Origin of the sequence: Streptomyces sp. NPDC088116, assembly GCF_044741745.1 — a bacterium.
Taxonomy (GTDB): domain Bacteria; phylum Actinomycetota; class Actinomycetes; order Streptomycetales; family Streptomycetaceae; genus Streptomyces.
This window is the reverse complement of sequence record NZ_JBIUTF010000007.1, coordinates 150,662-170,560: the sequence shown is the minus strand read 5'-3', so window position 1 is coordinate 170,560 and position 19,899 is coordinate 150,662. Positions and strand designations below refer to the sequence as shown.

The window sequence follows — 19,899 nt, the reverse complement described above, 5'->3', positions numbered from 1 at the left end:
AACACCGCAGGCTGCGAAGACCGCCCTCCGTGCGCCCCAGGTCGCACAGCCCTCCACCACGCACTACTTTGCGTCACGAAAGACCCGCTTGGCGAAATTTTGATCTTTCATGGGAAGGTAATGTTGAGGCAAAGTAGATGAGGCTGCGTTGAGGCATCATCGAAGCAAGCGGCTTGCCGCGCCCTCAACGGCGCTGTAAGCGGTGATGAACACCGGCCCGTCCGTGCCGAGAGGCATGACCAGCGGACGGCCGGACCAGAGCAGGACGGAACGGAAAGGGCGAGCAGTGAAAATCCGAGCGGACCGCGAGTCCACCGTCAGACGCGGGACAGCCGCCGTCTGACCCGGACCTCCGGGCCATCGCACGGCCGGCCGACCGGCGGTCGTACAGGGACTCCCGCGACTGCCGCGATCCGGCAGGAAGTGACGCCCGCTCAGCGCCCGGACATCTCCGATGTCCCGCCCTCTCCCACCTCTTCTACTTCCGCACCACCGCAGCACCGCAGCACCGGAAACACAGCAGGACGAAACACGGCACGACAGCAAGACCGACCGCAGCAACATCTGTCACAACTCCCCCACTGACCCGACCACACCGCGCCTCGGCCAGACCGAGGGTGCAGGAGGCAGGCCATCATGAAGTCACTCATCGACAACGCACGTTCCTTTTCCGCCCAGGTGGCGGAGCGCCACGAGGAGTTCCGCGAGCTGGCAGCAGGCCAGGCGCCCGAGGTGCTGTTCATCACCTGCTCGGACTCCCGGGTCATCCCGTCCCTGATCACCGGCGCACGTCCGGGTGAGCTGTTCGAACTCCGTACGGCGGGCAACATCGTTCCCCGGTACGACGAGGACCGCCCCTGCGGCGAGACCGCCACCATCGAGTACGCGCTGCGCGTGCTGGGTATCCGCGACATCATCGTCTGCGGGCACTCGCACTGCGGCGCCGTCGGCGCCCTCGTGCACGGCACCGACCTGTCCACGCTGCCCGCCGTCCGCGGCTGGCTCGACTACGGAGTCTCGGGGCTGCCGTCCGACAACGGCCTCGCCCACGCGGTACGCCACCACGCGGCGGCACAGCTCGACACCCTCCGCGAGTACCCGGCGGTCCAGGAGCGCCTGGCCGAGGGAACCCTTTCCCTGCACGCCTGGTACTACGAGGTGGACACCGGCTCCATCAGCACCCACCGAGCTGAGCTGGACGGAGAGTTCAGACCGCTCTGAGACCAACTCAGCAGCGCGTCCTCCCCGTCGGCCGTCCGTACGCGGACCGCACAGCTAGGAAAACCAACCCTCATGTTCACCTTGTTGAAGGACAAGACCGTCCTGAGGCGCGACATACTCGCGTCCCTCGTCGTCTTTCTCGTAGCCCTGCCACTCTGTGTCGGTGTGGCGGTGGCCTCCGGTGTACCCGCCGAACTCGGCCTGGTCACCGGCATAGTCGGCGGAATCGTCGTGGGCTTCCTGCCCGGCAGTTCGCTCCAGGTCAGTGGCCCCGCGGCCGGTCTGACCGTGCTCGTGTACGACGCGGTCCAGGAGTTCGGCCTCGGCGTGCTCGGCGCCATCGTCCTCGTCTCGGGCCTGCTCCAACTCGCGCTCGGCGCCTTCGGCTTCGGCCGCTGGTTCCGTGCCATCTCGGTCGCCGTGGTCCAGGGCATGCTGGCGGGCATCGGCCTGGTGCTCGTCCTCGGCCAGGTGTACGCCATGGCCGACACCGCGCAGCCGTCCGGCGGCCCCGGCAAGATCGCCGGACTGCCCGGACTGGTCGGCGACATCTTCACGAACAGCACGGCGCTGACCGCGTTCGCCATCGGCGCCGGGACCATCGCCGTCCTCGTGGTGTGGCCGAAGCTTCCGGCCCGGGTCCGCGTCGTACCCGGTCCGCTGGCCGCGGTGGCGCTCGCCACCGGTGTGACCATGCTGCTGGACCTGTCCATCGCCAAGGTCGAGGTCAAGGGTCTGCTGGAATCGATCAGCCCGCCCGGCCTCGGCGAATTCGGCGAGCTGGCGAGCGTGGCCGCGATCGGCAGCGTGCTCGCCTTCACCCTGATCGCCTCGGCGGAGAGCCTGTTCAGCGCGGCGGCGGTGGACCGTATGCACGACGGTCCGCGCACCGACTACAACAAGGAACTGATGGCGCAGGGCGTGGGCAACACGATCTGCGGGGCGCTCGGCGCGCTGCCGATGACCGCCGTCATCGTGCGCAGTGCCGCCAATGTCCAGGCGGGAGCCCGGACTCCGCTCTCCCGGATCCTGCACGGCCTGTGGCTGCTGCTGTTCGCCGCGCTGCTGCCCGCCGCGATCGGGATCATCCCGCTGGCGGCGCTCGCCGGTGTCCTGGTGCACGCCGGCTGCAAGCTGGTGCCCTTCAAGGACATCGTGCCGCTGTGGCGTGAGCACCGCGGTGAGGCGATCATCCTCGCCATCACGGCGGTGGCCGTCCTGGTCACGAACCTCTTCGAGGGTGTGATCCTCGGACTGCTGCTCGCGGTGGTCAAGACGGCGTGGGAGATCTCCCACCTGCACGTCGACGTACGCGAACTGACCGGTGGCCGGATGGTCGTGTCCGTCACGGGCAACGCGACGTTCCTGCGGCTGCCCCGGATAATGGAACAGCTGGAGGAGCTGCCGAAGGACCAGCCCATCGAGCTGGACCTCTCCGGCCTCCGCCACCTCGACCACGCGTGCCGCATCTCCCTGGAGAACTGGGCGCTGCGCCACAACGACGCGGAGACGGAACCGGTCAAGATGCTGCCGCCGCTCGCGGCCGCGGTGCCGGAGGCCGCTGCGGCGGGCACGGAGAGCAGCACCAAGGCCGGGGCTTCCTGACGCTCCCCGGGGAGGCACGGAGCCGTACCTCCCCGGGTACAGCGGAGGCACGGCAGAGGCACTGCTGTAGGCACTGAGCGGTACGACACGACGTCCGGCGGCATCAAGTCGCCGGGCGTCGTCTCGCGTCGGGACGCGCTTCGCGTGATCCCGCGCATCCCGGACCACGCGCATCCGGTTCAGCCGGACGCCGTCCGGGCGAGATCCAGCGCCGCCGCTATACGGCCCGTGACCTCCTCCGCGTACACCGCGTCCGGCCGCTCGAACGGGCCCCGGCTCGCTCCGCGCAGGAAGGTCACCACACCCAGCGACCGGCCCCGGCTGCGCAGCACCGTGCACAGGGCGTGCACCGAGTCCGGCGGCCACTGGCGCGAGGCCGCCCACGCCGAGGACGGAAGGGAACCGGACCGGGGCGCTCCGCTCGGAGCGCCGCCCGACGGGACGGACCCGGGCGGCGCGGCAGCCGCCGCGGGGGCGCTCGCGCGCACCGAGCCGATACGGTCCATCGCCTGGAGCGCCGGATGCCCGGCCGCGTACCGCACCGGGATCTCGCCCCCTTCGACCGGCGCGCTCGGCCCCGATTCACCGCCCGTGGGGGTCGCCACCGTACGTATCAGCCGTACCGGAGCATCCGGCCCCGAGGGGGCCGCGCCCGTACCGCCCGCCGCGCCGTCGGAACGCGATGGGCGCGCGCCCGTCGGCCGCCCCCGCTCCTCCAGCACCACATCGATCAGGGCGTGATCGGCGAATCCCGCCAGCGCGAAGTCCAGCTGGACCGTCGCCGCCTCCATCGGGTCCTCGCACTCCGCGGCCGCCCGCCCCGCCCGGTGCAGCTGGCCGGCGCGGAAGCGCACCCGGTCCGCTCCCCGCACGGCCAGCTTCGCGTCGGTCACGTCCTGGAACATCCAGCCCACGCCCAGCGGCACGGGCTCCTCCGCCAGTGGGGACGCCAGCCGCAGGAAGCCGCTGCGCCAGCAGCGGCGCTCCTCGCCCTCCGCCGTACGGACCGTCACCCACAGGTCGGCGGGCGATGTCGGCGCCCCTTCGGCGAGCACGTGGTGGAGCGCGGCCTCCAGCTCCTCGACGCCGTGGACGAGCAGCTCGGCCAGCGGGCGGCCCAGTACCGACGTACGCCCGGAGCCGAACGCCTTCGCCGCCTGCCCGTTGATCACGGTCGGCCGCAGATCGACATCGACCAGGACGACGCCCCAGGACGCCTCCTCGAAGAGCGCCTCGCTGAGCGCGATGGTCCGTTCCAGGTCGATCTGCGCGTGGACCTCGCTGAACGCGGAATACACCCCTGCTGGCTTGCCGTCCGATCCGCGCACCCTGGCGGTCTGCGTGCGCAGGAGCACCCGGCCGCCGTCCTTGCGCAGCAGCGCGAACTCGTCCACCTGCCGCCCGGGGGCGCCCATCACGGCCATCAGCCGGCCCTGCACCTCGTCCGCGTCGGCGGTCCGTACCGCCCACCCGGCGAAGCCCTGCCGTCCGACGGCCTCCTCGGCGGACCAGCCGAGTATGCGCTCCGCCTCGCGGTTCCAGTGCGTGATCACCCCGCCCGCGTCGAAGGCGAACAGGGCGGCGTCCATGCCGTCGAGCAGCGCCGCGAGCAGATCCGCCCCGGGCCCGTCCCGCTCCGCGCCGGGCACACCGTCCGAGCCGGCCCCGGGCACGGTGTCCGCCTCGGGATCGGGCTCCGGTCCGTCGGGTCCGGGCACATCGGTGGTCTCGCTCCGAGAAGCACTCATCCTGGCACCCCCTGAAGGGCGTCTCCGCCTGGTGCAGACACACGTCCGGTCATTGAACTCGAACGTGACCCAGCACACACAAGGTTCCCCGAAATCGTTACGTCCAACAGTCTCCGGCAGGTTCTCCGCCCGCACGTCCAACAGTCTCCGGCAGGTTCTCCGCCCGCACGTCCAATTGTCGGCCCCGGCCGCTCCGGCCGCACGAGCGGTGTGCGCGGGCGGCGTACATCGGCGGCGTACGCGGGCGGCCCGGCGCGATCTTCACCGCCCGGTCCGGCAGGCGTCAAAATCCTCGTAAATCACTTGTGACGCCCCCGGACGGGTTCCTAGTGTGTGGAGCACACAAGAAGGGAGGTGGTTCGGCAGATGTATGCAATCCGGACGCGTGAGGTGACTGCGGGCTAGCGCCCGTTCGTCGCACTCTGTGCGGTGCCGGCTCCGCCGGCCGAAATCCCAAGCAGTCACCGCCCCGCAGGTTCGCCGGTACGTCCGGCCGGCTCCTCCCCGGAGGAACCCGAGCCTGCGGGGTTCTGCTTTCCCCGTACCGCCCGCCGTGTCTTCGGGCGACGCGCCGCCGCTACGGGCAGAGCCGCTCCACCCGCCACACACTCCCGTCGCTCTCGTCACTCACGTACCGCAGCCGGTCGTGCAGCCGGTTCGCGTTGCCCTGCCAGAACTCGACCGTCCGGGGGGTGACGCGGTAGCCGCCCCACTGCGGGGGCACCGGCACCTGCTCGTCCTGCGGGTAGCGGGCCGCCAGCTCCTCGTAGTGCCGGAGCAGGGCCTCGCGGGAGGCGATCGGGGCGGACTGGTCGCTGGCCCAGGCGCCGAGCTGGGAGCCGTGGGGGCGGGTGCGGAAGTACGCGGCCGTCTCGTCGCGGCCGATACGGGCGGCCATGCCCGTGACGATGACCTGGCGGGCCAGCGGGTGCCAGGGGAAGAGCAGCGAGACGTAGGGGTTCGCGTCGATCTCGGTGCCCTTGCGGGACGTGTAGTTCGTGAAGAAGACGAAGCCGCGGTCGTCGTGCTGCTTCAGCAGGACCGTACGGGAGGACGGGCGGCCCTCGGGGGTGGCCGTCGAGACCACCATCGCGTTCGGCTCGTGGAGGCCGGAGGCCGCGACGTCCTTGAACCAGTGGGCGAACTGATCCATCGGAGTGGGGGCGAGATCCGACTCCAGAAGCGGAGTGCTGCGGTACTGCTCGCGCATGGCTGCGGGATCCAGAGTCTGCTGAAGAGGGACGTACGGCGGCTCGTACGGAGGCTGCTGCGGCGTCTCGTGCGGGGTCTCGTGAGGCACGGGAACATCCTGCCGCAGGCCGAGTTTGCCCGGCGCCGAGCGCCGCTAATCCCCCGCGCGGAAAGTCTGGAAGTGTGCCGGTCATCACGCTTCCCCGCACCGGGGGAACTCGCGAAAATCTTGGAACGGGCCGCTGTGGCCCCCGTACATCGGGGCTATCGTTCCTGCCTTTGGGATCAGCCCCGCCCGACGAGACCGCACACACCGAGACACGCGTACGCCGAAGCACGTCGCCGCCATCATGAGGAGCCGCCTGATGTCCGACTTCGACACCTCCTTTGTCCCCGGACTCGAAGGAGTCGTCGCCTTCGAGACGGAGATCGCCGAACCGGACAAGGAGGGCGGCTCGCTCCGCTACCGCGGCGTCGACATCGAGGATCTGGTCGGGCAGGTGTCCTTCGGGCAGGTGTGGGGTCTGCTGGTCGACGGGGCGTTCGAACCCGGTCTGCCACCGGCCGAGCCCTTCCCCATCCCGGTCCACTCCGGTGACATCCGGGTCGATGTGCAGTCCGCGCTGGCCATGCTGGCGCCCGTCTGGGGCCTGAAGCCGCTTCTCGACATCGATGAGCGCACGGCCCGCGACAATCTGGCGCGGGCCGCGGTGATGGCCCTGTCGTACGTCGCCCAGTCGGCCCGCGGGCAGGGCCGGCCGATGGTTCCGCAGCGCGAGATCGACAAGGCGGACTCGGTGGTCGAGCGCTTCATGACGCGCTGGCGCGGGGACCCGGACCCGAAGCATGTGCGGGCCGTCGACGCGTACTGGACCTCGGCCGCCGAGCACGGCATGAACGCGTCCACGTTCGCGGCCCGCGTCATCGCCTCCACCGGCGCGGACGTGGCGGCGGCCCTGTCCGGCGCGGTCGGCGCGATGTCGGGACCGCTGCACGGCGGCGCGCCCTCGCGGGTCCTCGGCATGATCGAGGAGATCGAGCGCACGGGCGACGCGTCCGGGTACGTCAAGCGGGCCCTGGACAAGGGCGAGCGGCTGATGGGCTTCGGCCACCGGGTCTACCGGGCCGAGGACCCGCGGGCGCGGGTCCTGCGGCGTACGGCGAAGGAACTGGCCGCGCCCCGGTTCGAGGTGGCTCAGGCCCTGGAGAAGGCCGCGCTGGCGGAGCTGCACGCGCGGCGGCCCGACCGGGTGCTGGCGACGAACGTGGAGTTCTGGGCGGCGATCATGCTGGACTTCGCGGAGGTCCCGGCGCACATGTTCACGTCGATGTTCACCTGTGCCCGTACGGCCGGCTGGTCGGCGCACATCCTGGAGCAGAAGCGGACGGGCCGGCTGGTGCGGCCTTCGGCGCGTTATGTGGGGCCGGGGGCGCGGGAGCCGCGGGAGATCGAGGGATTCGGCGAGGGGTAGGGCGGGGGCCCGGGGCGGGGCGTGTTGCGGCTTCGTACGTCCGGGTCAGCCCAGTACCCGGTCCAGGATCAGCGACCACTGCGCCACCACCCGGTCCCGCCGCGCCCTGTCGTCCGTCAGCAGCGTCGCCAGGCCCAGCCCCCGCGCCATGTCGAGCAGCCCCTGGACGGTTTCGCGCACCCCCGGTACGGATTCGTCGGCGCCCAGCAGCTCCACCGCGATCCGGTGCGACTCACGGCCGACGCGGGACTCCAACTCGGTTACCCGGGGCCGTAGTTGATCCTCGTCGGAGGCCGCCACCCACAGGTGCAGCGCGGCGCGGAACAGCGGGCCGATGAAGAGGTCCACGATCCCCTCCACCGCCTCCCGGCGGTGCGCGGGGCCGGCCGGGACCAGGGCGCGCAGTGCGGACGACCGTTCCTCGGCGACGTATTCGACGGCGGCGGTGAACAGGTCCTCGCGCGTCGGGAAGTGGTGCTGGGCCGCGCCGCGCGAGACACCGGCCCGCTCGGCGACGACGGAGACCGTGGAGCCTGCCCAGCCGTACTCGGCGAGGCAGGCCACGGCGGCCTCCAGCAGCCGTCGGCGGGTGGCGCGGCTGCGGTCCTGCTGGGGCGCGGCGCCGCGCGCGGGCCCCGGGTTCACAGCACCCATGAGGCGTCCCGTCGTTCGAGGAACGCCGTGATGCCCTCGCGGGCCTGTGCCGACATGAAGAGCGACGCGGAGCGCTGGACGGCGTCCTCGGCGTACCGGTCGAAGGCGTCCAGCACCCCGACCGTCAGCAGCTTCTTGGATTCCGCGAGCCCCTGGGGCGAGGCTCTGCGCAGCCCGTCCAGTACGGGCGCGAGCGCGGCGTCCACGTCGTCGGCGGCCTCGGTGATCAGCCCGGCGGCGGCGGCGCGCGCCGCGTCGAAGACCTCTCCTGTGAGGTAGTAGCGGGCCGCCGCGCGCGGTTCGACGCGGGCCAGGAGCGGCAGCGCGATCACGGCCGGGGCGACTCCGATCCGTACCTCCGTGAACGCGAAGTCGGAACCACGGTCCGCGATGGCGATGTCACAGGCGCCGAGCAGCCCGAGCCCGCCCGCCCGGACATGGCCACTGACGCGGGCGACGACCGGCTTGGGCAGTTCGACGATCTGCCGCATCAGGGCGACGAAGGTGTACGGGCTCGCCGGTGCCTTGAGGTCGGCGCCCGCGCTGAAGGTGGTGCCGGTGTGGGTGAGGACGACGGCGCGTACGGAGGGGTCCTCGGCGCACGCGGTGAGGGCGTCGCGCAGGGTGCCGACGAGCCGCGCCGACAGGGCGTTGCGGTTGGCCGGCGAGTCCAGGGTCAGGGTGGCGATGCCCCGCTCGTACGCGGTCGTGACCAGCGGCGGCGGGGGCGTCGGCGGAGGCGTCACCCGGTCCTTCGCTGGGTCGCTCGCGGGGCCGCCGGCGGGATGCGTCACGTCTTCTTCTCCCTTTCGCGGTCCCGCCGTTCACGGTCCCGCAGCTCACGTCTGAGGATCTTGCCCGAGGCGGCGCGGGGCACACCGCCAATGAATTCGACCCGTCGGACCTTCTTGTATGGAGCGACGCGCTCGGCGACGAACGTCATCACGTCATCCTCGGTGAGCGCCTCCGTACGGGACGGGCTCACCGTGCCCAACGCGTCGGACTGTCGAACAATGTATGCCTTCGGCACCTCGTCGCCGTTCGCGTCACGGACGCCGATCACCGCCGCGTCCGCGATGGACTCGTGCGTGAGCAGGTCGCGGGGGCCGCATCTCTGTTTCTGGAAGCCGTAGAACACTGAACGGCTCCGGAAGTCCAACCAGTCCTCTGAAGAGTGGCCCGGCCTGATCCAGTGCAGCTGGTAGAGCTACGTCGGCAGGGTCGATGATCGCCCATTCGCATTTCCCGGAGTGCCCTCGCCATAGGCAACAGGCCGATAACCGATATCCGTCGCGTCGAATGGCGCTCTCCAGCGACAACATGACGAGTTTCAGGTCAATCACCCGCCGGGACGTGCAGCACTACGACACTGCGCTTCTCCCGAAGACATGAGGAGGCCCCGGTCATCTCCCACGGGGGAGGGAGACGGCCGGGGCCCGTTCAGGGCCGCTCAGCGCGGCGGGGGCTGCTGCTGGCTCCGAGACGTGGCCGGCGGAGGCCCGCCCGGCGGATCAGGCCCCGACGTAATTGCCGGAACGACTACCCTCCTTGGTGTTCCCCTCCTCTCACGATGGTTGGGAGCCGGCGCCTCGGCCACGTGACCTTTGCCAGAGTGAGCGTGGTCGGGGCGTCATCCCGCGTACTGCGGGAAGTAGGTGGGTTTCGTTTCGATGTGCTCGGCGGCGAGTTCCGGCACCGTGAGGTTGCCAGTAACCAATACGTCCTGGTTGCACCAGGGGCCGCCGAGCTCCACGAGCCAACCACCAGGCTCCATCTCCCAATCCGCGTCGGGGAGCCTCCGAACAACGTCACTGCCGCAGATGAACGCACGGAAAGCCTGAGAGACGATCCACTGTGCTTTTCTCGATTCCGAGGCCCCGTCTGAATGGCACCTCTCCGCCATCCGCCAGAGCTTTCGCCAGTTGACTCCGGGCGTCAGTGGACCGATGTAGGCGACCTGTTGGTTGTCTACGAGAGTGCTTGCGTAGCCGAAGACGGGCCCGAACAGTGAGAAGGCAAGCACCCTTCCCCGGCCCTTTGATCCTTCGGCAGATGCCATTGAATCTCCCCTTTATGCCTAAAGTTCCGACAGTGAGGGCCGGACTGTAGCGGCTGGCACTGACATTGATGCTGATACTCAGGTTCCGGTGGTCGTGGCTCGGGCACTGACCGACAGCGGCCGGCATCAGCAGCAAGGGCCGTCGCCGCAGCAGGTCGGTTCGTTGCAGTCGGCCTTGGTGCCCCACAGGGAGTTGTCGACCTCGTAGCCGTGGGCGCGGACCTTCGCCACAACGTCCACCATCGTTGCCCTGTCCCGGTAACGGGACTTGGGCGCGTGGTGGATAAAGCGGCCGTACCGCGTCTGGCAGAACTCGGCGTACTCCTCCGTATGGAGCATGAACGTGTGCCATCCTGGGTCGACGGCCTGCGAGGGAGACATGCCCTCTCCGGTCTGGCCCATCACGTCCAGGAACGCCAGAGCCTCACTCATGATCCGCTCGGCTGTAGCGCGCTCGTGCCCGTACTCCTCGGCACAGAAGTTCGTCAGGCGCTCGAACAGTTCGGGCGAGACGAGGTCTTGGCCGTGCCGCAGAGCGACCGGCCTTTCAGGTGCGACAGTCATGGGAATTCCGTTCCTCCATCCGATCTGGCATGTCCTTGCCAACCCACCCCGGTTGCTCCTCACCGACGGGGACAACCGGAGCGGGAGTCTTGTCAGCCGCCGTAGAAAAGCCGGCCTTCGCGGTATCCCTTTTCGTGAAGATTTTCCCCAGACATCGTCGGCGCAGCCGTCATCGCGCAGCGGTGGCCCGCGCGCCGTCGGAGTCCATCACTTGCAGGAACCCACCCGCGCTCTCGACCTTGCGCGCCACCTCGTCGAACTCCTGCGGAACAGGAGAGATCATCGACCGCCACGGCGTCAGCAGTACGCCCGCTTCCCTCCTCTTGATGCGCTCGAGGGCCTGCGCAAGTCCGGTACGGCCCTCGGGCTTGTTGAGTCTGTCGCGGTCCTCGATCTCTGCCGCGATCTCCCACCCGAACGCCTCGGCGTACCCGTGGCACCGGTCTTGCTCTGCGCTGAGGTTCGCGTTCGGCGCCCCGCACAAATAGATGACTACTCGGAATCTGCTGACTTTGGCTGACACATCGTCAGTCGGGATGAGAGTGGTCTGATTCGTCATGCCGCTTGTTCCCTCCATTGCCCCTTGTTGTCTGGCGATTCCTAGTCAACGGCGTCTGTGACATCCTGGACAGGTGAAACAGGGGGGTCCGCCATCGCATGACCCCGGTGATTTTTACCTTCATCCGTGTCCCTGAGGATGCTCAGAGCTACCGTGAAGACATGCCACAGTTAAACCGGAAGCTCGCAGACCGGATTGCTGATCTCGGCTTCAGCCAGGCCGAGTTAGCACGTCACATCAATGTCGAGATCGAGCTTCTGACCGGGACGCCGGGCAACGTCACCGATGCGGATGTACGCCGATGGGTACGCGGCGCGACCAAGTGGCCGCAGGATCGCATCAGGCTCTGTCTGGAACGGGTTCTCTCCGCTCGTGCCGAGGATCTAGGGTTCGTGCCGCGCAGGAAGAGCACTGCACCACCGGAGGAAGATCCCGTGCAGCGTCGTACGCTCCTCGCCGTGGCGAGTGGTTCCGTCCTTCCCGTTGGGACCTCAGGCACCAGCGGCCGTGCACGACTCGGCGTCAATGACGTGCGGCGTTTCCATCAGGACTATGTGGCAATCCTTCGTCATGACGATGCGGGTCGGGGCTCACAGAAGGTGGAGAACCTTGCGGTAGAACTGGCTACCCGAGTCCAGTCCGCTCTAGCACTGTCAACCGCCTCAACTCGCGTACGGGACATGCTTCATCGACTCGCCGCTGCGGTCATCAGCTCGGCCGCCTTCGCCTCGATCGATGGCAGCGCACCGCAGCGGGCACGCGCACATCTCGACAAGGCCCTGACCTTCGCCGGCCTGTCCCGGGACAGTGAGGCGATGTATCACGTCTGGAACTACATCACCCTGACGTCCACTCAGCGGGAGAATCACGCCGAAGCTATCGCCGGCGCAGAGGTCATGAAGCGCTCGTCAATCGCACGGCGAGACCCGCTGTACGCCTCTCTCGGACACATGCGCAACGCCAACGGACTGGCGCGCCTGCGGCGACAGTCTGAGGCTCTGCGCGCCCTCAACGATGCCGAGCACGCCTTTGCACGCACCACCGACCAACAGCGGCCCGAGTGGATCAGGTTCTACGACAACAGCGAACTTGACGCCCTGTCCTCGTTCATATGGTCGGCACTCGGGGATCATGGAAGGGCCGAATACTGCCTGCACCGCACCCTCGCGGCCATCCCAGACGACATGATCCGTAACCGAGCCTTGTACACCGCGCACTTGTCCCTCACCCAGGCCAGGCAAGAGGACTTGGAACTTGCCTGCGCGACAGGCCGGAAGGCACACACGATGCTTCCCTCGCTGTCCGGATCACGGCGCACGATCAACACCCTGGCAGCCACACGCAAGGTGCTCGTAGCCTCGGGCTCGAAGGCCCCCGAAGTCGCCGAGTGGATTGAGGAGTCTGCCCAATGGATCTGAAGCGCTACACGCACGCGGACGCACGGGACGTGCGTTCTCTGCTACTGGACATCCACGACGAGGCATACGCCGACGATCCGGACCCGTTCCACTCGCGTGAGCGCTTCTCCTACTTCGTCGACCTCTGGTCCGCGCGGGAAAACTGGCAGTGCGTTTCGGGTTGGGAAGACGGAGGCCCGGTTGGCTATGCGTACGGCTCCACGTTCAAGCCGGGTGGCTGGTGGAAGGGCCACCGGCGCCCCTCCGGCCTCAGGGGCTCCGTGTTCGCGTTGTCCGAACTCATGGTGACTCCCAAATGGCGCGGTACTGGACGTGCACAGCAAATTCATGACGAACTGCTCACGTCGGTCTCAGCCGACATGGTGACGCTCCTGGTGGAGGCTGGGCACCCCAGAGTTCAGGCGTTGTATGAGCGCTGGAACTACAGCAAGGCGGGCGAGGCAAAGCCCTCTGACGACTCCCCGTTGTATGCCGTCATGGTCCGAAAGCTGTAAGCGGGCTGCAAGCTCGCCTGCTTTCGTCAGATCCGACCGTACGGCTACGACTGCGTGTCAGTACGACTTGGGGAGGCCCAGGGACTGGTGGGACACGTAGTTGAGGATCATCTCCCGGCTGACGGGCGCGATCCGGGCCACGCGGGCGGCGGTGATGAGGGACGCCAGGCCGTACTCCCGGGTGAGACCGTTGCCGCCGAGGGTGTGTACGGCCTGGTCGACGGCCTTGACGCAGGCCTCGGCCGCCGCGTACTTGGCCATGTTGGCCGCCTCGCCCGCGCCGGTGTCGTCACCCGCGTCGTAGAGATGGGCGGCCTTGCGCATCATCAGGCGCGCGAGTTCGAGTTCGATATGGGCCTGGGCGAGGGGGTGGGCGATGGCCTGGTGGGCGCCGATGGGCTCCTTCCAGACCTGCCGGGTCCTGGCGTACTCGACGGCTCTGCCCAGGGCGTAGCGGCCCATGCCGAGGGCGAAGGCGGCGGTCATGACGCGTTCCGGGTTGAGGCCCGCGAAGAGCTGGCGCAGTCCGGCGTCCTCGTCACCGACGAGGGCGTCGGCTGGCAGCCGTACGTCGTCCAGCACCAGCTCGAACTGCTTCTCCACGGCGTGCAGTTCCATGTCGATCCGTGAGCGCCGGAAGCCTTCGGCGTCGCGCGGGACGATGAAGAGGCACGGCTTGAGCGTGCCGGTCCTGGCGTCCTCGGTGCGGCCGACGACGAGGGTCGCGTCGGCGAGGTCGACGCCGGAGACGAAGACCTTCCGGCCGTTCAGCACCCAGCCGGTCCCGTCCCTGCGTGCCGTCGTCGTGATCCGGTGGGAGTTGGAGCCGGCGTCGGGCTCGGTGATGCCGAAGGCCATGATGCGGGAGCCGTCCGCGAGGCCGGGCAGCCACTGCCGCTTCTGGGCGTCCGTACCGAAGCGGGCGATCACGGTGCCGCAGATGGCCGGTGAGACGACCATCAGGAGGAGAGGGCAGCCCGCCGCCCCCAGCTCCTCCAATATGAGCGAGAGTTCGGCGATACCGCCGCCTCCGCCTCCGTACTCCTCGGGCAGGTTCGCACCGAGGTGGCCGAGCTTGCCCGCCTCGCGCCAGAGGGTCTCGTGGTCGTAACCGCGTCCGTGCCGGCGGCCGAGAGCGGCGACGGCCGCACGGAGCGCCTGGTGTTCCTCGCTCTCCACGAGGCCGCCGGTCACGGCGTGCGTGGCGGTGTCGGTGGCGGTGGCAGTGTCGGTGGCGGTGTCGTTCACGCTGTGGCTGCTGCTCATGAAGACGGTTCCTCCGGTACGTCGCTGACGACAGCGAGCAGGGCACCGACCTCGACCTGACGGCCGGGGACGGCGTGGAGCGCGGTGAGCGTGCCGGAGGCGGGGGCGGTGACGGGGTGGTTCATCTTCATGGCCTCCAGCCAGACGAGCGGCTGCCCGGCGGTGACGGCGACGCCCTCCGCCAGTCCGTCCGCGAGCCGTACGACGGTCCCGGGCATGGGCGCGAGCAGCGATCCGGGCTCGGCCCGCCGGCCGCTGTCGGGGAAGCGGGGGCGGGCGAGGAGGCGGTACGAACCGGCGGCGCTGTCCACATGGACCTCATGATCCTCGTCGCCGTACGTCCGCACCGCGAAGTGCCGTACGACTCCGTCGAGTTCGCCGACTTCGAGACGGACGCTGCCGGGTGCGACGGCGACGACTCGTACGTCCTCGGCCTCGACTTCGAAGCCGTCCCGGGTCGCCCGGTAGCGGACCTCGTGTTCCCCGTACGTCTTACTCTGCGCCGGTGCCCCCACGTTGCGCCACCCGCCGATCCGCGCCGGGACAGCGTCCCGGGTGGCGCGGGCGGCGGCGTCCGCGAGCGCGGCGGCGACGGCCGCGTACCGCTCGCCGGGCGCGGGCACGGTCAGCGCGTCCAGGTGCCGCTCGTAGAACCCGGTGTCGAACCTCCCGGCCACGAAATCGGGGTGGCCCAACGACCGTACGAGCAGCTCCCGGTTGGTGACCGGCCCGTGCACCCGGGCCCGCCGCAGCGCGTGCCGGAGCTTGCGCAGCGCCCCGGCACGGGTGGGAGCCCAGACGACGATCTTGGCGAGGAGGGGGTCGTAGTGCACCCCGACCGTGTCACCGTCCGCGTAACCGGTGTCGACGCGCAGCCGCGGCGCGGCGGGGGCGGCGGCGAAAGCGGGCGCGGAGACGTCCGGGAACTCCAGCGCGTGCAGCGTGCCCGCCTGCGGGGTCCAGCCGTTCGACGGGTCCTCCGCGTAGAGGCGCGCCTCCACCGCGTGCCCCAGCGCGGGCGGGGCGTTTGGCGGCAGTGCGGCGCCCTCCGCGATGTCGATCTGGAGCGCGACCAGGTCCAGCCCGAACACCTCCTCCGTCACCGGGTGTTCGACCTGGAGGCGGGTGTTCATCTCCAGGAAGTACGGGCGGCCCGCCGCCGAGATCAGGAACTCGACCGTGCCCGCGCCCCGGTAGCCGACGGTCCGGGCGGCGGCCACGGCCGCCTCGCGCAGTACGGCGCGCAGCTCGTCCGGGAGGCCGGGCGCCGGGGACTCCTCGATCACCTTCTGGTGCCGTCGTTGCAGCGAGCAGTCGCGCGTGCCCAGCGCCCACACCGTGCCGTGCGCGTCCGCCAGGATCTGCACCTCCACATGCCGGCCGCGCTCCACGTACGGCTCCGCGAAGACCTCCCCGTCCCCGAAGGCCGACCGCGCCTCCTCGGCCGCCACCTTCAACTCGCCTGCGAGTTCGGTGAGTTCGCGGATCACACGCATGCCCCGGCCGCCACCGCCGGCCGCCGCCTTCAGCAGCAGCGGCAGGTCCGACTCCGTCGCCGCGTCCGGGTCCACCGGTGCCGGCAGCGGTACGCCCGCCGCGCCCATCAGCTCCTTCGCCCGCGTCTTCGACGCCATCGCCTCGATCGCGGCGGGGGGCGGCCCGATCCACACCAGGCCCGCGTCCTGCACGGCCCGCGCGAATTCCGCGTTCTCGGAGAGGAAGCCGTACCCGGGATGCACGGCGTCCGCGCCCGCCGCCAGTGCCGCCCTCACGATCAGATCGGACCGCAGATATGTCTCGGCGGGCGCCGACCCCGGCAGCCGTACCGCCGCGTCCGCCTCCCGTACATGCAGCGCGCCCGCGTCGGCGTCGGAGTACACCGCGACCGTCCCGATGCCCCGCTCACGGCAGGTGCGGAAGACGCGGCAGGCGATTTCACCCCGGTTGGCCACCAGGACCGTGCTGATGCCGATGTCGATCATGTCTCGCCTCACATCCGGAAGACGCCGAAGCCGCCCCGCACGCCCTCCACCGGAGCGGTGTGGACGGCGGACAGGCACAGGCCGAGGACCGTGCGGGTGTCGCGCGGGTCGATGACCCCGTCGTCGTACAGCCGCCCGGACAGGAACACCGGCAGCGACTCGGACTCGATCTGTCCCTCCACCATCGCGCGCAGGGCCGCGTCCCCCTCGTCGTCGTACGGCTGTCCCTTCGCCGCCGCCGACGCGCGCGCCACGATCGACAGGACGCCCGCGAGCTGCTGCGGCCCCATCACCGCCGACTTGGCGCTCGGCCAGGCGAAGAGGAAGCGCGGATCGTAGGCTCGGCCGCACATGCCGTAGTGCCCGGCACCGTACGACGCGCCCATCAGGACGGACAGATGAGGGACCGTCGAATTCGACACGGCGTTGATCATCATCGCGCCGTGTTTGATGATGCCGCCCTGCTCGTACTCCTTGCCGACCATGTAGCCGGTGGTGTTGTGCAGGAAGACCAGCGGGATGTCGCGCTGGTTGGCCAGCTGGATGAACTGCGCGGCCTTCTGCGACTCGGCGGAGAACAGCACCCCCCGCGCATTGGCCAGCACCCCGACCGGATAGCCGTGGAGCCGGGCCCACCCCGTCGCCAGGCTCGGCCCGTACAACGGCTTGAACTCGTCGAAGTCCGAGCCGTCCACGATCCGCGCGATGACCTCGCGAGGGTCGAAGGGGATCCGCAGATCGCCGGGGACGATCCCGAGCAGCTCGTCCTCGTCGTACTTGGGCGGTTCGGCCGGGCCCGGATCGGGGCGTGCCTTGCGCCAGTTGAGCCGGGCGACGATCCGCCGCGCCTGCCGCAGCGCGTCCGGCTCGTCCAGCGCGAAGTGGTCCGCGAGTCCTGACGTACGGGCGTGTATCTCGGCGCCGCCGAGGGATTCGTCGTCGCTCTCCTCGCCCGTGGCCATCTTCACCAGCGGCGGTCCGCCGAGGAAGACCTTCGACCGCTCCTTGATCATGACGGTGTGGTCGGACATCCCGGGGACGTACGCCCCGCCCGCCGTGGAGTTGCCGAAGACGACCGCGACGGTCGGGACACCGGCGGCGGAGAGCCGGGTGAGGTCACGGAACAGGGCCCCGCCGGGTATGAAGATCTCCTTCTGGGAGGGGAGATCGGCGCCGCCGGACTCGACCAGGCTGATGACGGGCAGGCGGTTGGCGTCCGCGATCTGATGGGCGCGCAGGGCCTTCTTCAGTGTCCAGGGATTGGACGAACCACCGCGTACGGTCGGGTCGTTGGCGGTGATCAGGCACTCGACGCCCTCGACCACGCCGATGCCGGTGACCATGGAGGCGCCGATGGGGTAGTCGCTGCCCCAGGCGGCGAGCGGGGACAGTTCGAGGAACGGGGTGTCCGGGTCCAGGAGCAGTTCGATCCGCTCGCGGGCGAGGAGCTTGCCGCGTTCGCGGTGCCGGGCGACGTACTTCTCACCACCGCCGGCGAGTGCTAGGGCGTGTTCGGTGTCGAGTCGCGCGAGCTTGTCGAGCATGGCCCGGCGGTGGGCGGCGTAGTCGGGGGACGCGGGGTCGAGGGCCGAGGGGAGCACGGTCACAGCGGTACCTCCGGGATCGGGCCTCGCTCAGTGGGGCCTTCCGTGATCAGGGCCTCGGGGATGTCCATGTATCGCGCGCGCAGCCACTCGCCGAGGGCCTTGGCCTGCGGGTCGAACCGGGCCTGCGCGGCGACGCCTTCGCCGAGGAGTCCCTTCACGGTGAAGTTGAGGGCACGCAGGTTGGGCAGGATGTGGCGGACGACGGTCAGCTCCTGGCTCTCGGGGATCAGCCGCCGGAACCGGTCGACCGTCAACTCATGGGCCAGCCACCGCCAGGCGTCCTCGCTCCTCACCCAGACGCCGACATTGGCGTCCCCGCCCTTGTCACCGCTGCGGGCGCCCGCGACCAGGCCGAGGGGCGCGCGGCGGGTCGGCGTACCGGCGGGCAGCGGCTCGGGCAGCCGCGCCTCGGACACATCCTCAAGTGGTCTGGTACGTAAGGGAGTCGGCACCGCGATCCGGCGCCCGTCCGGCAGCACCGCCGTGTGCGGGACCTCCGCCGCGTCCACGTACACCGCTTCGAAGACTCCGTACGGCGTGCCCTTCCCGGGCGGGGCCGTCACATGGAAACCGGGGTAGCTGCCCAGCGCCAGCTCGACCGCCGCCCCGCTGACCGCCCGCCCCACCGCCTTCTCGTCGCTGTCGCGCACGACGAGCCGGAGCAGCGCGCTGGCGCTCTCCTCGGTGTCCGCGTCGGGCCGGTCGGTGCGGGCCAGTTCCCACCGGACCTCCGCCGGGCGCCGGGCGCCCTTGCCGAGCGCCTCCTCCACCTGTTCGCGTACGAGCCGGGCCTTGGCGTCGATGTCGAGCCCGGTGAGGACGAGGACGATCTCGTTGCGCCAGCCGCCGATCCGGTTGAGCCCGGCCTTGAGCGTGGGTGGCGGCGGCTCGCCGCGTACGCCCGAGATCCTGACCCGGTCGGGGCCCTGGCGCGTCAGCCGTACGGTGTCGAGGCGGGCGGTCACGTCGGGGCCGGCGTACCGGGCGCCCTGGGTCTCGTACAGCAGTTGGGCGGTGACGGTACCGGGATCGACGACGCCGCCCGTGCCGTCGTGCTTGGTGATGACCGCCGAGCCGTCGGCGTGGATCTCGGCGAGGGGGAAGCCGGGCCTGCGCATGAGCCGTGCGGTGTGCTCGGTGAAGAACGCGTAGTTCCCGCCGGTCGCCTGCGTCCCGCACTCCAGGACGTGCCCGGCGACGACCGCGCCCGCGAGCGCGTCGAAAGCGGCACCGGCCCGCGCGTCACGGGCCCGCGCGTCACCGGCCCGCGCGGCATCGGCCCACGCGTCACCGTCTTGCACCGCCAGGTCCCAGCCGAAGTGGGCGGCGGCGGGGCCGGTCACGAGCGCCGCGTCGGTGACACGTCCGGTGACGACGACATCGGCGCCCGCGCGCAGGCAGGCGGCGATCCCGGCGCCGCCCAGGTAGGCGTTGGCCGTGAGGACGCCGTCGCCCCGACTTCCCCGTAATAACCGGCCCCCGGGCGCCAGCAGGTCGTCGCCCTCGACATGGGCGACGCGTACGGGAACACCGACCCGTTGAGCCAGCTCCCTTACGGCAGTGGCGAGTCCGGCCGGGTTCAGACCGCCCGCGTTGGCGACGATCCGCACGCCCCGCTCGTGGGCGAGCCCGAGGCCCTCCTCCAGTTGCCGCAGGAAGGTCTTCGCGTAACCGGCGTCCGGGTTCCGCATCCGGTCCCGGCCGAGGATGAGCATGGTCAGCTCGGCGAGATAGTCACCGGTCAGAACGTCGAGCGGGCCGCCGGTGAGCATCTCGCGCAGAGCGTCGAAGCGGTCGCCGTAGAAACCGGAGGCGTTCCCGATCCGCAGTACGTCTCCGGAGCCGGGACCCGAGCCGGAGCCGGGGTCGGAGCCAGGACCGGGGTCGAAGCCGGGGGCGGGGTCGGAGCCAGGACCGGGGTCGAAGCCGGGGGCGGGACGAGCGACAGCGTCGGACACAGGTGCGCTCCCCTCGGGACACAGCGGTGTGCGTGCCCGGAGCATGCCAGCGCCCGGAGAAACAAGCAAGCGTGATTGCTTTGGAGGCGGCGCGGACAGCT

The 19,899-nt window shown here is 70.1% G+C and carries 16 protein-coding genes and 1 pseudogene; 5 read left to right on the top strand and 12 right to left on the bottom strand.

Annotation, left to right across the window (positions count from 1 at the left end):
• Positions 1-636 precede the first annotated feature (636 nt).
• Complete coding sequence (locus ACIOJD_RS27035) at positions 637-1,221, top strand: carbonic anhydrase (protein WP_401918253.1); 585 nt, start codon at positions 637-639, stop codon at positions 1,219-1,221.
• A gap of 72 nt (positions 1,222-1,293) precedes the next feature.
• Positions 1,294-2,826, top strand: coding sequence for a SulP family inorganic anion transporter (locus ACIOJD_RS27030; protein WP_401918251.1), 1,533 nt, complete (start codon positions 1,294-1,296; stop codon positions 2,824-2,826).
• Positions 2,827-3,005: 179 nt separating this feature from the next.
• On the opposite strand, the gene ACIOJD_RS27025 is transcribed toward ACIOJD_RS27030, so the two are convergent.
• Entirely contained in the window at positions 3,006-4,574 is a 1,569-nt protein-coding gene (locus ACIOJD_RS27025) for a PAS domain-containing protein (RefSeq protein WP_401918250.1), read from the bottom strand.
• Positions 4,575-5,151: 577 nt separating this feature from the next.
• Positions 5,152-5,784: a pyridoxamine 5'-phosphate oxidase gene (gene pdxH, locus ACIOJD_RS27020; RefSeq protein WP_401918838.1), complete on the bottom strand. Its 633-nt coding sequence runs from the start codon at positions 5,782-5,784 to the stop codon at positions 5,152-5,154.
• A gap of 346 nt (positions 5,785-6,130) precedes the next feature.
• Here pdxH and ACIOJD_RS27015 point away from each other — a divergent pair, with 346 nt between their 5' ends.
• The gene (locus ACIOJD_RS27015) at positions 6,131-7,237 is read left to right on the top strand and encodes a citrate synthase 2 (protein ID WP_401918248.1); all 1,107 of its coding nucleotides are present in this window, start codon (positions 6,131-6,133) and stop codon (positions 7,235-7,237) included.
• Between the two features lie 45 nt (positions 7,238-7,282).
• On the opposite strand, the gene ACIOJD_RS27010 is transcribed toward ACIOJD_RS27015, so the two are convergent.
• The 6 genes and pseudogenes from ACIOJD_RS27010 to ACIOJD_RS26985 all read right to left on the bottom strand — a co-directional run bounded on the left by ACIOJD_RS27010 (position 7,283) and on the right by ACIOJD_RS26985 (position 11,073).
• Positions 7,283-7,891, bottom strand: coding sequence for a TetR/AcrR family transcriptional regulator (locus ACIOJD_RS27010; protein ID WP_401918246.1), 609 nt, complete (start codon positions 7,889-7,891; stop codon positions 7,283-7,285).
• Complete coding sequence (locus ACIOJD_RS27005) at positions 7,879-8,637, bottom strand: enoyl-CoA hydratase family protein (RefSeq protein WP_401918836.1); 759 nt, start codon at positions 8,635-8,637, stop codon at positions 7,879-7,881. The genes ACIOJD_RS27010 and ACIOJD_RS27005 overlap by 13 nt, the downstream gene beginning before the upstream one ends.
• Positions 8,638-8,681: 44 nt before the next feature.
• A pseudogene (locus tag ACIOJD_RS27000) lies at positions 8,682-8,987 on the bottom strand (hypothetical protein); the annotation flags it as partial.
• Positions 8,988-9,521: 534 nt separating this feature from the next.
• Positions 9,522-9,950, bottom strand: coding sequence for a hypothetical protein (locus ACIOJD_RS26995; RefSeq protein ID WP_401918245.1), 429 nt, complete (start codon positions 9,948-9,950; stop codon positions 9,522-9,524).
• 126 nt (positions 9,951-10,076) lie between these two features.
• Positions 10,077-10,514: a glycine-rich domain-containing protein gene (locus ACIOJD_RS26990; RefSeq protein WP_401918243.1), complete on the bottom strand. Its 438-nt coding sequence runs from the start codon at positions 10,512-10,514 to the stop codon at positions 10,077-10,079.
• 169 nt (positions 10,515-10,683) lie between these two features.
• Entirely contained in the window at positions 10,684-11,073 is a 390-nt protein-coding gene (locus tag ACIOJD_RS26985; RefSeq protein WP_401918241.1) for a recombinase family protein, read from the bottom strand.
• Between the two features lie 98 nt (positions 11,074-11,171).
• Between ACIOJD_RS26985 and ACIOJD_RS26980 the strand changes: the two genes are divergently transcribed.
• Both ACIOJD_RS26980 and ACIOJD_RS26975 read left to right on the top strand, forming a co-directional pair.
• Positions 11,172-12,491 carry an XRE family transcriptional regulator gene (locus ACIOJD_RS26980; protein WP_401918239.1) on the top strand — a complete coding sequence of 440 codons (1,320 nt, stop codon included), beginning with the start codon at positions 11,172-11,174 and terminating at the stop codon, positions 12,489-12,491.
• The gene (locus tag ACIOJD_RS26975) at positions 12,482-12,985 is read left to right on the top strand and encodes a GNAT family N-acetyltransferase (protein ID WP_401918238.1); all 504 of its coding nucleotides are present in this window, start codon (positions 12,482-12,484) and stop codon (positions 12,983-12,985) included. Before ACIOJD_RS26980 ends, ACIOJD_RS26975 begins: the two co-directional genes overlap by 10 nt.
• A gap of 57 nt (positions 12,986-13,042) precedes the next feature.
• On the opposite strand, the gene ACIOJD_RS26970 is transcribed toward ACIOJD_RS26975, so the two are convergent.
• Genes ACIOJD_RS26970 through ACIOJD_RS26955 form a run of 4 tightly spaced genes read right to left on the bottom strand, consistent with a single transcriptional unit; the run spans position 13,043 to position 19,843 of the window.
• Complete coding sequence (locus ACIOJD_RS26970; RefSeq protein ID WP_401918236.1) at positions 13,043-14,251, bottom strand: acyl-CoA dehydrogenase family protein; 1,209 nt, start codon at positions 14,249-14,251, stop codon at positions 13,043-13,045.
• The gene (locus ACIOJD_RS26965) at positions 14,248-16,233 is read right to left on the bottom strand and encodes a biotin carboxylase N-terminal domain-containing protein (protein ID WP_401918234.1); all 1,986 of its coding nucleotides are present in this window, start codon (positions 16,231-16,233) and stop codon (positions 14,248-14,250) included. The genes ACIOJD_RS26970 and ACIOJD_RS26965 overlap by 4 nt, the downstream gene beginning before the upstream one ends.
• Positions 16,234-16,241: 8 nt before the next feature.
• On the bottom strand, positions 16,242-17,840 hold the full coding sequence (locus ACIOJD_RS26960; protein WP_401918232.1) for an acyl-CoA carboxylase subunit beta: 1,599 nt from the start codon (positions 17,838-17,840) through the stop codon (positions 16,242-16,244).
• The gene (locus tag ACIOJD_RS26955; protein WP_401918231.1) at positions 17,837-19,843 is read right to left on the bottom strand and encodes an acyclic terpene utilization AtuA family protein; all 2,007 of its coding nucleotides are present in this window, start codon (positions 19,841-19,843) and stop codon (positions 17,837-17,839) included. The genes ACIOJD_RS26960 and ACIOJD_RS26955 overlap by 4 nt, the downstream gene beginning before the upstream one ends.
• Positions 19,844-19,899: the final 56 nt, after the last annotated feature.

Coding starts and splice junctions, on each gene's coding strand:
- ACIOJD_RS27035 (WP_401918253.1), top strand. CDS start 637: ATGAAGTCACTCATCGACAACGCACGTTCCTTTTCCGCCCAGGTGGCG.
- ACIOJD_RS27030 (WP_401918251.1), top strand. CDS start 1,294: ATGTTCACCTTGTTGAAGGACAAGACCGTCCTGAGGCGCGACATACTC.
- ACIOJD_RS27025 (WP_401918250.1), bottom strand. CDS start 4,574: ATGAGTGCTTCTCGGAGCGAGACCACCGATGTGCCCGGACCCGACGGA.
- pdxH (WP_401918838.1), bottom strand. CDS start 5,784: ATGCGCGAGCAGTACCGCAGCACTCCGCTTCTGGAGTCGGATCTCGCC.
- ACIOJD_RS27015 (WP_401918248.1), top strand. CDS start 6,131: ATGTCCGACTTCGACACCTCCTTTGTCCCCGGACTCGAAGGAGTCGTC.
- ACIOJD_RS27010 (WP_401918246.1), bottom strand. CDS start 7,891: ATGGGTGCTGTGAACCCGGGGCCCGCGCGCGGCGCCGCGCCCCAGCAG.
- ACIOJD_RS26995 (WP_401918245.1), bottom strand. CDS start 9,950: ATGGCATCTGCCGAAGGATCAAAGGGCCGGGGAAGGGTGCTTGCCTTC.
- ACIOJD_RS26990 (WP_401918243.1), bottom strand. CDS start 10,514: ATGACTGTCGCACCTGAAAGGCCGGTCGCTCTGCGGCACGGCCAAGAC.
- ACIOJD_RS26985 (WP_401918241.1), bottom strand. CDS start 11,073: ATGACGAATCAGACCACTCTCATCCCGACTGACGATGTGTCAGCCAAA.
- ACIOJD_RS26980 (WP_401918239.1), top strand. CDS start 11,172: ATGACCCCGGTGATTTTTACCTTCATCCGTGTCCCTGAGGATGCTCAG.
- ACIOJD_RS26975 (WP_401918238.1), top strand. CDS start 12,482: ATGGATCTGAAGCGCTACACGCACGCGGACGCACGGGACGTGCGTTCT.
- ACIOJD_RS26970 (WP_401918236.1), bottom strand. CDS start 14,251: ATGAGCAGCAGCCACAGCGTGAACGACACCGCCACCGACACTGCCACC.
- ACIOJD_RS26965 (WP_401918234.1), bottom strand. CDS start 16,233: ATGATCGACATCGGCATCAGCACGGTCCTGGTGGCCAACCGGGGTGAA.
- ACIOJD_RS26955 (WP_401918231.1), bottom strand. CDS start 19,843: ATGCTCCGGGCACGCACACCGCTGTGTCCCGAGGGGAGCGCACCTGTG.